Raw genomic sequence first — 14,385 nt, 5'->3', positions numbered from 1 at the left:
ATTTTTTTGTTGTAAAACAGTAAGATTATCCACCTAACAAACTAAAGACAATGCAAGCACTGATTAGTACTGATGAACTCAATAGCCTTCTCGGCCAACCTAACGTCAAGCTCCTCGACGCTAGTATTGCGTTTCAAATCCCTTCTGAAGGCAAAAAGATTCAAGATAAGTGGATTCCAAATACTTTACGCTTTGATTACGACAATGACTTTTGCTTACCCGGCTCCTCCCTACCGCATATGATGCCAACAGAAGAAGGCTTCAACCAAAGTGCGCAACAACTCGGTTTGAACAACGAAGACTTGATTGTGGTTTATGACAACTCAGGCACTTTAGCGGCACCAAGAGCTTGGTGGATGTTCAAAGCCATGGGGCATGACAATGTTCGAGTCTTAAATGGCGGTCTTCCAGCTTGGATTGAAGCAGGACTCCCTGCCGAAAGTGCCCTATCGCAACCAAGCGAAGAAGGCAACTTTACGGGTAAGCTCAACCAAAATGCCTTTTTGAGTGCACAAGATGTTCTTGCTCATTCAACCAATAAAAGTGCCAATATCATCGATGCCAGAGCCAAAGCTCGCTTCCTTGGTGAAGTGCCTGAGCCACGAGAAGGTCTACGTAGTGGGCACATTCCAAATTCGGTTTGCTTACCGTTTCAAGAACTCTTGACCAACGGTCACATTAAACCAAATTCAGAGTTGCAACAGATATTTAGCGCACTAACGATAGATAGTGACAATTCGATTATTTTTAGTTGCGGTTCCGGTGTAACCGCATGCATTTTATTACTCGCGGCGTATCAAATTGGTCTGGACAACCTGTCGGTGTACGACGGTTCTTGGACCGAATGGGGTGCAGACCACTCTCTACCTATCGAGTGTTAAGACAAGTGTCTGTTTAACAAAGTATCTTACGTTTATCTAAAGATGATGTGTTCCAATAAACTAAACGCAGCTTCTAAACCAAACTTGTCATTTCGAAATAGAAACTGGCTATGAGTGATTTGTCCCTCCTCATAGCCTGACTACATCAAAAGCCGACTATTTCCGTTAGCGTTCAGATGTCGCGTTACCGTGCATTTGCTCATCTAAGTTGAGCACGGTTAATGCGTTGCTAACGCTCGTGGCGATCACGTCTATCGCTCCAGTTCTTAATGCTCCGAGTAGAGCGAGTGGCTTGCTGTTCTCAGCTGCGATCGCAATAACTTCCGAGATCGGCCGAAACTCTTCAATACCAAGTCCAATTACTCGGTCACTCATTACCGTGTTCGCTACATTACCGTGAATATCAAAGAAGTCATAACCTGCAAAATCCCCTACCACACCTTGTTGAAGTCTCGACTGAACCACTTCATCAGGCGTAAACCAACCTAAGTCGACCATGTAACTGTTTTCGCTCATGTCACCAATACCAACCAAAGCGACATCGGCTTTACGCGCTAGGTCGAGCGTTTGTTTCACGGTTGCATTTTGCATGAAGGCCAACTTCTGTTCTCTATTTTCTGCGTATGCCGGCGCATAAAGGGTTTCAGAGGTTCCCCCATACTTCTTCGCCAACTGACGACAAATATGGTCGGCGTTATACATACCGCCACGCGGGTGAATACCACCAATGCCACACACAAATTTACAGTCACGCGGCGTAATAACACCTATATGGTGAGCGACGGACGATACGTTGCGCCCTTGTCCGACCGTCACCACCATGCCGTTTTTGAGCGTGCTAGTGAGATAATTGGACACCAATCCCGATACCTGTAGTCGTTGCGCTTCTTCATTCGGTTGATCAAGAGCAACAAGCGCGCGCTTAACGCCGAATCGCTCGATCAAACGTTGTTCGATCTTGGCGCTGAACACCGGATGGTATTTAACGGTAATTTCAACAATGCCTTCATCACGCGCCTGCTTGAGCATTCGCCCGACCTTTGCGCGTGATATGGCAAATTTTCTCGATATCTCTTCCTGAGTCGCACCGTCTTGATAATACGCGACGGAAATCTCTGTCAACAAATCCGTGTTTTCAATGGAAATATCTTGATTAGAACTGCTCATGGTTTCTCTCGCCCTTTAAGAGGATCGATATTGTATGCAATAAGTGAACATATGCTCATTGACTTAGCATATGTTCTTTATCAATTTAAACGCTACATTTGCTCATCGCAATAACATTTTCTCACTACAATTTTTTACCCTCTTGGACAACGCTCAAGCTTTGAACAATAAGGGCAAACGTTTATTTGGGTTAACCACTAAACACACAGTAAAAAAACGTTGATGAAGTTCACTATAAGTCCATTTCAGCGATTGACTTTCAGCATAGATAGGATAAATATGGACACATCATTTACTCAGCTATCGATCAAATGTTCATAGCATTTGTTCGGTAACGAAATTTTCCGTAGTTGGCTGAGCAGATGTCTCATTAAATGCGATGAGACGGTTAGCTAACTCGCTTGCAAATGCACAAGCTGTGATAACAAAAATCACGCTTAAGCCCATTTAAATAGGATGATCGATTATGAGCAACAAGTTAGAGCAACTTCGTAAACTAACGACTGTAGTAGCAGACACTGGCGAAATTGATGCAATTAAAAAGTATCAGCCAGAAGACGCAACAACTAACCCTTCTCTTATCCTTAAAGCCGCTCAAATCGCAGAGTACGCACCTCTAATCGATGCTTCAATCGAATACGCTAAAGCACAGAGCAACGACAAAGCTCAACAAGTTCAAGATACTTGTGACATGCTTGCAGTAAACATCGGTAAAGAAATCCTAAAAACTATCCCAGGTCGTATCTCTACAGAAGTAGACGCTCGTCTATCTTACGATATGGAAGGCAGCGTAGCGAAAGCTCGTCAACTAGTGAAAATGTACAACGATGCTGGCATCACTAACGACCGTATCCTTATCAAACTGGCTTCAACTTGGGAAGGCATTCGCGCAGCTGAGATCCTAGAAAAAGAAGGCATCAACTGTAACCTAACGCTTCTATTCTCGTTCGCTCAAGCACGTGCTTGTGCAGAAGCGGGTGTATTCCTAATCTCGCCATTCGTTGGTCGTATCATGGACTGGTACAAAGCGAAAGAAGGCCGTGACTTCGAAGCTCAAGAAGATCCAGGCGTACTATCTGTAACTAAGATCTACAACTACTACAAAGAATACGGCTACAAAACTGTAGTTATGGGCGCAAGCTTCCGTAATATCGGTGAGATCTTAGAACTAGCTGGTTGTGACCGTCTAACTATCGCTCCTGCTCTACTTGCAGAACTAGAAGCAGCTGAAGGTGAAGTAGTTGAGAAACTAGTTGATTCTAAAGGCGCAGCTGAGCGTCCAGCACCAATGACTCACGCTGAATTCCTATGGGAACATAACCAAGACCCAATGGCTGTTGAGAAGCTGGCTGAAGGTATCCGCAACTTCGCCGTTGACCAAGGCAAACTAGAAGCGATGATCGAAGCTAAGCTTTAATTGCTTACCAAAAGCGAGTAGCCCGTCTACTCGCTTTTACCATCAGCACTATTTTCAAAAAATTCTATTTGAACTTGTTTCGGCGAGTTCCCTCTATTTAAATCAAATATCGAGAAGTAATCACTATGGATCGTAAACATCTAGCAAATGCAATCCGTGCGCTAAGCATGGATGGTGTTCAACAAGCTAACTCTGGTCACCCAGGTGCACCTATGGGTATGGCTGACATCGCTGAAGTTCTTTGGCGCTCTCATCTAAACCACAACCCATCAAACCCTGAGTGGGCAGACCGCGACCGTTTCGTACTGTCTAACGGCCACGGCTCAATGCTGATTTACTCTCTACTGCACCTTGCAGGTTACGAGTTGTCTATCGACGATCTGAAAAACTTCCGTCAGCTTCACTCTAAAACTCCTGGTCACCCAGAGTATGGTTACGCGCCAGGTATCGAGACCACAACGGGTCCGCTAGGTCAAGGCATCACTAACGCGGTTGGTATGGCTCTAGCTGAAAAAGCGCTAGCAGCGCAATTCAACAAAGAAGGCCACGACATCGTTGACCACTTCACTTACGTGTTCATGGGCGACGGCTGTCTGATGGAAGGTATTTCGCACGAGGCATGCTCTCTTGCAGGTACTCTAGGTCTAGGCAAGCTGATCGCGTTCTGGGATGACAACGGCATCTCTATCGACGGTCACGTTGAAGGTTGGTTCTCTGACGACACACCTAAGCGTTTCGAAGCTTACGGTTGGCACGTAATCCCTGCAGTCGATGGTCACGATGCTGACGCAATCAACGCAGCAATTGAAGCGGCGAAAGCGGATCCACGTCCTACACTTATCTGTACTAAGACTATCATCGGTTTTGGTTCACCAAACAAATCTGGTTCACACGATTGTCACGGTGCGCCACTAGGTGCAGAAGAAATCGCAGCAACACGCAAAGAACTAGGTTGGGAGCACGGTCCTTTTGAAATTCCGCAAGAAGTCTACGCAGAATGGTCAGCGAAAGAAACAGGCGCAGCTAAGGAAGCAGCGTGGAACGAGAAATTTGCAGCTTATGAAGCAGCGTACCCTGAGCTGGCAGCTGAATTTAAACGCCGCGTAAACGGTGAGCTTCCTGCACAGTGGGAAGAGAAAGCAAGCCAAATCATTGCTGATCTTCAAGCTAACCCAGCAAACATTGCATCACGTAAAGCGTCTCAAAATGCTCTAGAAGCATTTGGTGCTCTACTACCAGAGTTCATGGGTGGCTCTGCTGACCTAGCACCTTCTAACCTAACAATGTGGTCTGGTTCTAAGTCTCTAGAAGCAAGCGACTTCTCTGGTAACTACATCCACTACGGCGTACGTGAATTCGGTATGACAGCGATCATGAACGGTATCGCGCTACACGGCGGTTTCGTTCCTTACGGCGCAACATTCCTAATGTTCATGGAGTACGCACGTAACGCAATGCGTATGGCTGCGCTGATGAAAATTCAGAACATCCAAGTGTACACGCATGACTCTATCGGTCTTGGCGAAGATGGTCCAACTCACCAACCAGTTGAGCAAATGGCATCGCTACGCCTAACACCAAACATGAGCACATGGCGTCCATGTGACCAAGTTGAGTCCGCTGTAGCTTGGAAACTAGCGATTGAACGTAAAGATGCACCGACAGCACTTATCTTCTCTCGTCAAAACCTTGCGCAACAAGAGCGCACAGCAGAACAAGTAGCAGACATCGCGAAAGGTGCTTACATTCTGAAAGATTGCGAAGGCAAGCCTGAGCTAATCCTTATCGCAACAGGTTCTGAAGTTGAACTAGCAGTAGAAGCAGCAGCACAGCTAACTGCTGAAGGTAAGAAAGTACGCGTTGTTTCAATGCCATCAACAGACGCATTTGACAAACAAGACGCCGCTTACCGTGAAGCTGTACTGCCATCAGACGTAACAGCACGTATCGCAATTGAAGCAGGTATTGCTGACTTCTGGTACAAGTACGTAGGCTTTGACGGTCGCATCATCGGTATGACTTCATTCGGTGAATCTGCACCAGCTGGCGAACTATTCAAAATGTTTGGTTTCACAACTGAAAACGTAGTGAACACAGCAAAAGAGCTACTCGCGTAATTGCAGTAAAAAGATCGTCAGTTTTCTCTATTGCGAATGTGAAAACTGAAAAGCCCCACCAGCAATGGCGGGGCTTTCTTTATCTGGCTCCTATTCGCATAAACGCAGCCAGGGCATAAACATCACAACTTTCGTTACGACTATTTGTCTTCAAATCGAAGTGCGAGCTGATAGAAATCTTGTACTTGGTCTTTCAACTGTCGGCTATTTTGCTCAACTGAATGTGTTGCTGCCAAGTTTTGTTCTGCGGTCGAAGCGATAGAATGAATGTGCTGGTTTACATCACTAGATAGCTTTAACTGGTTATTCGCCGCTTCTGCTACATCAACCATCAGCCCACTCATGGTTTGCATCATCTGTTCAACTTCAGACAAACGCAACGCGCTTTGTTCTGCTACTTGAGAACAGGCATCGGTTTGCTCTTTGTTTGCCAGAATATCTTTCTGCCAACTTTGAATCGTTGCCAACATAGTGGAGATAGAAGCTTGGATTTGTTCAGTTGCATTGGATGTACGCCCAGAAAGCGCGCGGACCTCATCAGCTACAACAGCAAAACCACGACCTTGCTCCCCTGCTCTTGCCGCTTCAATCGCCGCGTTGAGTGCCAGTAAATTGGTTTGCTCTGCGATCCCACCAATCTCTTCCATCAAATGGTTCACCTTCTGTGCCTGATCACTCAGTTGATACGTCGTTTCCGTCGCTTTTTCAGCTTGAAGGCTTAACTTCGCTAGATTGGTGTGCGTTTGATCGATGGTCTCCTTCGCCATCAAGCATGACTTCAATGTATCATCAATCAACATATGGGCATCATTGGTACTCGAAGAAACCGAATTTGCCGACGACTCCACCTCTTGGGTAGCATCTCGCACACGATGAATATCGGTATTTTGCTGATTTAATGCAGCCGAGACTTCTGCCGTTGTTTGACTAAGCTCTTCGGCGCAATGCTGCAAAGGCAATGCGGAGTCAGTCATTCTTCCTAACACGGTTCGAATTCTTGCGGATAGCATTTTGATATGGAAATCGGCAATCGAAAATGCCGTGTTACCGGAATAGATCAAGCGACTTACGCTGTCATATTGCTTTTGTAACTTTTTAAGTTGCTGAGGTGTATCAATTAACTCTTGGCGGAATAACAGAGCCAGAACACTTGCAGGTAACGCACTTGCAAGCCAAGCCAACGGCCCTTCAACAGACAACGCATATGCGGTTGCAGGTGCGGTTAGTGCACCAAGTAGAATCGCATAGCGAATGGTTTCATTGATTTTCAACGACCAAGTTCGGCCAGACTTCTCTGCAGCACGCATGCTTTTGTAGGCTTTTGTCGCAATATCAACCCACTCTCGCTTTGGCTTCACGCGCACTGATTGATACCCAACAACATGGTTGTCTTCGTAGATAGGGGTGACATAAGCATCAACCCAATAGTAACCGCCAGACTTAGTGGAATTCTTAACCATTCCACGCCAGGCTTTACCTTGTTTAAGGCGTGCCCACATATCACCGAAAGCGGCTTTAGGCATATCATTATGACGAACTATATTGTGGTTCTGACCGACAAGTTCTTCGTGAGTGTATTCAGCAACGCGGCAAAAGGCTTCATTACAATATGTAATAACACCTTGTAAGTTCGTTGTTGAGACGAGTTCCTCAGACTCCCTCACGAGAGTTTCTTGAGCTTTATGAGAAATATTGGCTGACATAGACGAAACTTCTTTAGTTTTTATTGATTTTCGGCAAGATATATACAGGATTTTTATTTTTATTACAAAAAGTTAGATAAAAAGTCTTATCAAACCGACATTTTTATTGTGGGAATTCACATTATCGATAAAAACATAAAGAAGAGATTGTTGATTTGAGCTAATAAACAAACCCGACACGATCGGCCGGGTTATATATTAAGACTTAATTAAGCGGTTTGTGATTCTGGCTTTTTATTCGTTTTTAACGCAAACATCGCGATAACGAGTAACACAAATGGAAGAACATACAAATTAAGATTCTGCCAACCTACGGTAGACTCAAGCCAACCAGATAGTAATGCGGTAATGGTGACACAACTGAACACGAAGAATTCATTAAACGCTTGAGCCTTACTTCTGTTTTTCGCTTCATAACTTTGACTAAACAGCCCGGTGGCTGCGATAAACATAAAGTTCCACCCTATTCCTAACAAGATTAAAGCAAGGCTAAAATGCCAGATAGACACTCCATGTATGTTAATTCCAATACAAGCAACAAATAGCAATCCACCCCCTAAAATCATATTCTTAGCGCCAAACCGCTCTATCAGACGGCCCGTGACAAACGCAGGTGCAAACATACCCAACACGTGCCATTCGATCACTCCCGCCGCTTTATCAAAATCAAAGCCACAACCAATCATCGCTAAAGGAGTTGCTGTCATTAAAATGTTCATCACCGCGTACGCAACCATTGCCGCGATAACTGCCAGCATGAAATTAGGTCGACGAATAATCAGTCTCAGCTTATCCGCCTTAGCGTGTAGCGCCTGCGTGTGTGCAGGTGGAAAACGAATGGTTTGTAGCACAACCAACGCGGTTATATAAAGCACGACAAGCACAGCAAATGCACTAATGTATAAGCCATCACCTGACCACTGCTGTGAGTACACCGCCAAATTAGGTCCAAGGATCGCCGCTAACACCCCACCCGCCATAGATATCGAAATCGCCCTATGCCTTGCCGACTCTTCACACACTTCAATGGCAGCAAACCTGTATAGAGTACCGAAACCTATACCAACACCAAGCAAAAACGTAGACATGCAGAACAGATAGAAGTTTTGTTGACTTAATGCATACGTCGCTAGACTAGCACCCAAAATGCCAATGACATTACCAAGGCTAAAACCAAGGCGACGCCCTAACTTGCCCATAATTAGCGACGCGGGAATTGTCGCGGCCATCAGTCCCAAAAACTGCAGTGCAACTGGTAATGTGATAAAACTTGATGACGGCGCAAGTGTTTTGCCAATAAGGGCAATAACAGATATGAGTAAAATATTCCCTGTCATTAATAAGGCTTGGCAGAGAGATAGAAGCCATACATTACGATTCAATTCCAAATTCCTTTTGGTTACAACGTATACAGATAACATATAGGAAAGCAGAAACAATAGAAAGATATGAGAGTAATTCTCAACAAAAAGAGCCAGAGGCATAGTACCTCTGGCTATTCACTTTTCGCTTTTAAAAAGTTTTTCTGTTGAGCTTACTTGTTGCGGCGCGCTTTTACTGCATCAGAAAGCTGACGAAGTACCGTTTCCGTATCTTCCCAACCAATACATGCATCAGTAATCGACTGACCATAAGTGGCTGCTTTGCCATCCACTAAGTCTTGGCGACCTTCAACTAAATGAGACTCGATCATCACACCAAAAATGGCTTCTTCGCCAGCAGAGATTTGCTCGGATACATCATCAGACACCAGCATTTGACGCTTGAACTGCTTCGAGCTGTTAGCATGGCTAAAATCAATCATCACTTTTTTCGGCAGACCTGCAGTGTCCAGCTCATCTTTAATTTGAGCTACATGTGCTGCACTGTAGTTTGGTTCTTTACCGCCACGTAGAATAATATGGCAGTCTGGATTACCAGCGGTTTCTACGATCGCGGAATGACCGTATTTTGTTACTGAAAGGAAGTGATGGGAAGCGCTTGCAGAACGAATCGCGTCGCTCGCTATTTTAATATTCCCGTCTGTACCGTTTTTGAAACCTACAGGACAAGAAAGACCAGAAGCTAGCTCGCGGTGAACCTGAGATTCTGTCGTACGAGCACCGATAGCGCCCCAACTGATCAAATCCGCCACGTACTGAGGTGTGATCATATCTAAGAATTCACTTGCCGTTGGCAAGCCCATATCGGTTAGATCAAGAAGAAGTTTACGTCCGATACGTAGACCATCATTTAGCTTATAGGTGTCATTTAAGTAAGGGTCATTGATAAGGCCTTTCCAACCAACGGTTGTACGCGGCTTTTCAAAATAAACTCGCATAACAACCTCAAGCTGCTCGCCCAGTTCATCACGTAGTACTTTTAGCTTTTTACCGTACTCAACCGCGGCAGCCGGATCGTGAATAGAACACGGGCCAACGATCACGAGTAATCGATCGTCTTTTCCTTCAAGAATATTGTGAATGGCGTTACGGCAATCAAAAGTGGTCGAAGAAGCGGTTTCAGTCGCTGGGAACTTCTCTAATACTGCAACAGGTGGCAATAACTCTTTTACTCTATTTATTCTTACATCATCAGTTTGAAACATTACTTCTACTTCCTGGTTTTATTTCCGACCCCATTTTTACCAACTGAACTCATTGCAACATTGTTCACAAAGCGAGCAGCATCAAGGGCTGTGGTCATTTTCTGTCTAGCGTTTAAGTAACTTATCGGCTTAGGCGTAGACTTGCAATCAGTTTTTGCAAATAAATGCAAATAAAAACCACCTGTTAACCACCACGCACAATGTAAAGTAAAGTTTACGAAAAAAGTTCAAAATAATCATCAATTTTCTTATGCACCAAAAAATCTTTACTACAATGTAAGAAATATCAGAAGTTTGTGAGGTATTTTTGGGTAGTAAATGTTGATCAAGTTCAAATATATTGTTGCTTGATATGAAATGATTAGAATATTAAACTAATTTCTTATAAACGCTGGTTTTTTCTAATTTTTTGATAAAACGAAGTAGAAGTTAATATGCAATCAATACAAGGAAACATTATGAACAAAGTAGCAATTGCAGTAGCAGCAGTGGTAGCTGGTAGTAGCGCGCTTTTAAACTCTGCTCAAGCTGAAATGTACATCGGGGGCAAAGTGGGCATGACTACACTTGACGACGCTTGCTATCTAAATAGCCCTTGTGATGATGAAGCGTTCGGTGCAGGACTACATATCGGTTATGACTTTACCGATATCATTGGGCTAGAGTACGGCGTAGACTTCTTAGGCGACTACAAAGCTAACTCGATGTCAGGGGCTAACACGGTTAATACGATTGACGGCAATCTAACGGCTTTAACACTTGCACCTAAATTCAACTGGCACTTAAACGACTCTTGGAATCTGTTTGCTAAGATCGGTGGTGCTTACATGATGTCTGATGACGAAACAGACTTTGTCCCAACAGGTTCTTTGGGGGCTGAATACTCGATCGATAGAAACTGGAGTGTTCGCGCTGAATACCAACGCTACCAAGACATGTCTGACGACGTGTGGGACGACATGGATGCTAACTTCTTTGGTATCGGTGTTAACTACAAATTTGCAGCAGCTCCAGTTGTTGCAGCAGTTGTAACGGAAGAAGTGATCGAGCCAGATCCAGAACCAGTGATGATGAGCAAGGTGCACAAAGAAGAGTACGGTACAGGTACGTTTGAATTCGATAGTGCTAAGTTAACAGATTCCGTTTCTGAACGTCTGGACAACTTTGTTTCATTCTTGAACGAATATCCTCAAGCTCAAGTAGAGATTACTGGTTACACGGATCGCTCAGGCCCTGCGGCATACAACCAAAAACTGTCTGAGCGTCGTGCTCAATCTGTTGCTGATTACCTAACCGCAGCTGGCATTGGTTCAGATCGTTTGACAGTTAAAGGTATGGGTGAAGAAAACCCAGTTGCTGACAACAGCACTCGCGAAGGTCGTGAGAAAAACCGTCGCGTAGAAGTTGTGGTACCTTCATTTGAATACCAAGAGCTAGTTCAACCAGAATAAGCATCTATGATTCATGATCGATGATGTGGTAAAAATTAATGGGGTGCATTTGCACCCCATTTTGATCTCATATTAAGGGATATTGCCACTATGGTTTTGGGAAAAAGATCAACTCATTATCTTGCACCATAACGCAATCCATACCAGCTGCATGCGCCGCTCGCTTCCCCAACTCAGTATCCTCGAACACAAGACACTGTGACGCCTCCAAGTCGAGTTGTTCCGCGGCCATCAAAAAGGTATCTGGAAAGGGTTTATGGTTCTCTACATCACTTGCGGTTACTACAACATCCAACTTGTCTAATAAACCTGCATGACTTAATAAGCGCATGGCACTTTCTCGTTGGCTGCCAGTACCGACTGCAATTTTCTTATGGCCTAAATATTCCTCTAACACGATGTTCGTGCAAGGAATAACGTCACCATGAAGCTCCATAGCAGCGAATGTTTCCATTTTAAATGTCGCGACAGTTTTAGGATCTAATAAAAGCTCATGCACACGATTTAGTTCCTCAACAATTTTAAAGCTCGGCATCCCTCCCAAACTGTGAAACCATTCCTGGCAAAACGGAAAATCAAAACGCTCAGCAGTTGCTTGCCAAGCTGCCAAGTGGGCTGGCATGGTATCGATTAGAGTACCATCCATATCAAATATGAATCCCTCATAGGGTCTAAAATCAATCGTGCTCATGTCTTTTCTTCTATTTGTGCATCTGTAATGTTAATTTATCAGCTCTTTCAATCGTCCTTACCGGCATTTACTTATCATGCTCAAAATTTCGAACTCCGTCACAATTCAAGAGTGGGAAATTCAATTATCCCCAATTAGAGCTCAAGGAAATGGTGGCCAGAACGTTAACAAGGTAGCGTCCGCTATACACCTGCGCTTTGATATCCGGCATTCCAGCTTACCTGACTTTTACAAAGAGCGATTACTTGCACTTTCTGATAGTCGTATAAGTAAAGATGGCGTGATCATCATCAAAGCGCAACAATTTCGGACACAAGAACAAAATAAGGAAGACGCCCTAAATCGGCTTCAAGCATTAATAAAAGCTGCCGCTTTACAGGAGAAGAAGCGTATTAAAACGAAACCAACCCGCGCTTCTCAACGCCGACGACTTGATACAAAAAACAAGCACGGAGCGAAAAAACAGCAACGTAAAAAAGTGCTGTATTAGTGCATGTCGTTTTCTCGACATGTTAGTTGAACAACGTTTGCTAGCCCTTGGAAATCTCATTGGATTTCTCTTTTTAGTTACTTATTCAGGAAACAACAATATGACTATTAGGCAAAAACTCTACTTCCTCGGAGTTATCGCCATTTTAGGCATCGTGGCCCTTTTGGGTACGTCATCCCATTTTGAAAATAAGAGCAATGACCTTAATCACGCCATCAAACTCGTTGGTGATCTAGAAATACGCTTACTCAACTTACGCAGAAATGAAAAAGATTTCCTACTACGTAGTAATGACAAATATCTAAATAAGTTTGACGCCAATGTTGACAAGTTTATAGACACAGAAAAAGAGCTTGCGAATATACTCAAGAGTAATGAATTACCTTCCAGTCAACAATTTAAGCAAGACTTGCTCGCATACCAAAGGGGCTTTCAGAATCTGGTCAGCGCTTACCAACGATACGGGCTTGATTCAAAGAGTGGGCTTCTCGCTGGTTACGAACAAGCACTATTAGAAGCAAAACAACGTTCAGACCACCAGCAGTTATTGGCATTAGTCCGTTTTGACTCTGCGGTAAAAGCAGGACTATTCAATAGTGACTTGCTTGAGGGGCAATATGCTCCTGAGCTTATCAAAACAGGTAAGCAATTGGCGGCCCAAAAGCAAGTTGTTGGGGTTGCTTATGACAAAGGCCTACTCGGTGAAACTCGCGCATTATCTCATGCCGTAGAAGAGCAATTTGAAACCTTTTCCACAGCCCTTAGCTCTGCTGCCGCACAACGTGATGAACAAATGTCGACCATAAAGCAGGTCATTACAGCTCTGATCTTAGTCGTTATTTTCGCATTGATTTGGCAAATTTCACGTTCAATCAATACGCGAGTGAATAGCTTACTTGGCACCATTCGAAGTATCAGCGAAACGAACAATATGGGACTTCGATCTGATTTGAAAGGTCAAGACGAGCTATTTGATATCAGTCATCACCTCAATGACCTATTGGATAAGCTTGAGCATCTAATTAGTAGTACCCAAGAAAAATCGGCGCAACTCACTGCAAGTACCGATAATATGCATCGTGAGTTAGAAGGCGTTATGGAGCAATTCCACACTCAAACTGACCACACTGCATCAATGGCGACGGCAGTTCAGCAAATGGTTGCCACAATAGGTGAAATCTCTGAAAGCACATCAGTTGCGGTAGAAGGCGTACATCAGGCAGCGAATAATGCCGAACAAGGTCGAGGAGTTGTTGAGGCGACGGTAACCAACATCGGTCAACTAACCACGATTTTATCAAACAGCCAGCAGTCGATTGGCTCGCTGAATCAGCATGTAGATAAAATTGGTGGTGCCGTGAACATCATCCAAGAAATAGCAGAGCAAACCAACCTACTAGCTCTCAACGCAGCAATTGAAGCCGCGCGAGCAGGCGAACAAGGCCGCGGGTTTGCAGTTGTCGCCGATGAAGTACGCGCCCTAGCTAGCCGAACTCATCAATCCACAGAGGAAATCACGCGGGTCGTTGCAGACATTCAAACTCAAATGTCTACAGTTGTTGCTGATATTGATCAATGTAACGATCAAGGGCAACAAACACTTAATGCTTCTGAAAAACTGGATTCTAGCCTACAGCAGATCATCACTGACATGCATTCAATTCAAGGTAATTCGGAGCGCATAGCTTCAGCAATTGAAGAACAAGGTATCGTTATGAACCAAGTTAGCGGTTCAATCACCGAGCTAAACGCAATATCTGAGAATAACATGCAATCCGCTCAGGAATGCTTGCACGAAGTGAACTCTGTCTCTGCTCAAGCTCATGATATGGATGAAGCCGTTGCACAATTCAAAACTGCGCTAAAATAACCCTTTTCAAA

Annotated in this window: 11 protein-coding genes; 6 read left to right on the top strand and 5 right to left on the bottom strand. The window is 44.3% G+C overall.

The features are described from left to right. Positions 1-50: 50 nt before the first annotated feature. Entirely contained in the window at positions 51-881 is an 831-nt protein-coding gene (locus tag R7E00_RS01785; RefSeq protein WP_206953445.1) for a sulfurtransferase, read from the top strand. 165 nt (positions 882-1,046) lie between these two features. Here the strand turns inward: R7E00_RS01785 and R7E00_RS01780 are convergent, their stop codons facing one another. Then, positions 1,047-2,048, bottom strand: a complete 1,002-nt coding sequence (locus tag R7E00_RS01780) for a sugar-binding transcriptional regulator (protein ID WP_005387670.1) — start codon at positions 2,046-2,048, stop codon at positions 1,047-1,049. Between the two features lie 466 nt (positions 2,049-2,514). Here R7E00_RS01780 and tal point away from each other — a divergent pair, with 466 nt between their 5' ends. After that, positions 2,515-3,465, top strand: coding sequence for a transaldolase (gene tal, locus R7E00_RS01775; protein ID WP_005373488.1), 951 nt, complete (start codon positions 2,515-2,517; stop codon positions 3,463-3,465). A 125-nt stretch (positions 3,466-3,590) separates the two neighbouring features. After that, positions 3,591-5,582 (top strand): transketolase, encoded by a 1,992-nt coding sequence (gene tkt / locus R7E00_RS01770; protein WP_042522667.1) that lies wholly within the window; start codon positions 3,591-3,593, stop codon positions 5,580-5,582. A 140-nt stretch (positions 5,583-5,722) separates the two neighbouring features. Here tkt and R7E00_RS01765 read toward each other — a convergent pair whose 3' ends face one another. The 3 genes from R7E00_RS01765 to aroG all read right to left on the bottom strand — a co-directional run bounded on the left by R7E00_RS01765 (position 5,723) and on the right by aroG (position 9,872). Continuing rightward, on the bottom strand, positions 5,723-7,285 hold the full coding sequence (locus R7E00_RS01765) for a methyl-accepting chemotaxis protein (protein ID WP_171342609.1): 1,563 nt from the start codon (positions 7,283-7,285) through the stop codon (positions 5,723-5,725). Positions 7,286-7,494: 209 nt separating this feature from the next. Further along, positions 7,495-8,667, bottom strand: a complete 1,173-nt coding sequence (locus R7E00_RS01760; RefSeq protein WP_171342610.1) for an MFS transporter — start codon at positions 8,665-8,667, stop codon at positions 7,495-7,497. Positions 8,668-8,819: 152 nt separating this feature from the next. Next, the gene (aroG, locus tag R7E00_RS01755) at positions 8,820-9,872 is read right to left on the bottom strand and encodes a 3-deoxy-7-phosphoheptulonate synthase AroG (RefSeq protein WP_017635200.1); all 1,053 of its coding nucleotides are present in this window, start codon (positions 9,870-9,872) and stop codon (positions 8,820-8,822) included. Between the two features lie 458 nt (positions 9,873-10,330). Here aroG and R7E00_RS01750 point away from each other — a divergent pair, with 458 nt between their 5' ends. Continuing rightward, positions 10,331-11,323 carry an OmpA family protein gene (locus R7E00_RS01750; RefSeq protein ID WP_262606149.1) on the top strand — a complete coding sequence of 331 codons (993 nt, stop codon included), beginning with the start codon at positions 10,331-10,333 and terminating at the stop codon, positions 11,321-11,323. A gap of 88 nt (positions 11,324-11,411) precedes the next feature. Here the strand turns inward: R7E00_RS01750 and R7E00_RS01745 are convergent, their stop codons facing one another. After that, a complete protein-coding gene (locus tag R7E00_RS01745; RefSeq protein WP_031778829.1) occupies positions 11,412-12,014 on the bottom strand; it encodes a beta-phosphoglucomutase family hydrolase in 603 nt (200 codons plus the stop codon). 76 nt (positions 12,015-12,090) lie between these two features. Here R7E00_RS01745 and arfB point away from each other — a divergent pair, with 76 nt between their 5' ends. Next, positions 12,091-12,504 (top strand): alternative ribosome rescue aminoacyl-tRNA hydrolase ArfB, encoded by a 414-nt coding sequence (gene arfB / locus R7E00_RS01740; RefSeq protein WP_017635196.1) that lies wholly within the window; start codon positions 12,091-12,093, stop codon positions 12,502-12,504. Positions 12,505-12,604: 100 nt separating this feature from the next. After that, positions 12,605-14,374 carry a methyl-accepting chemotaxis protein gene (locus tag R7E00_RS01735; protein ID WP_025767924.1) on the top strand — a complete coding sequence of 590 codons (1,770 nt, stop codon included), beginning with the start codon at positions 12,605-12,607 and terminating at the stop codon, positions 14,372-14,374. Positions 14,375-14,385: the final 11 nt, after the last annotated feature.

Source organism: Vibrio sp. Vb1755 (assembly GCF_033338635.1).
GTDB classification, from domain to species: Bacteria; Pseudomonadota; Gammaproteobacteria; order Enterobacterales; family Vibrionaceae; genus Vibrio; species Vibrio alginolyticus.
Note: the sequence above shows the minus strand (reverse complement) of the source record. Positions and strands in the feature narration are given on the sequence as shown.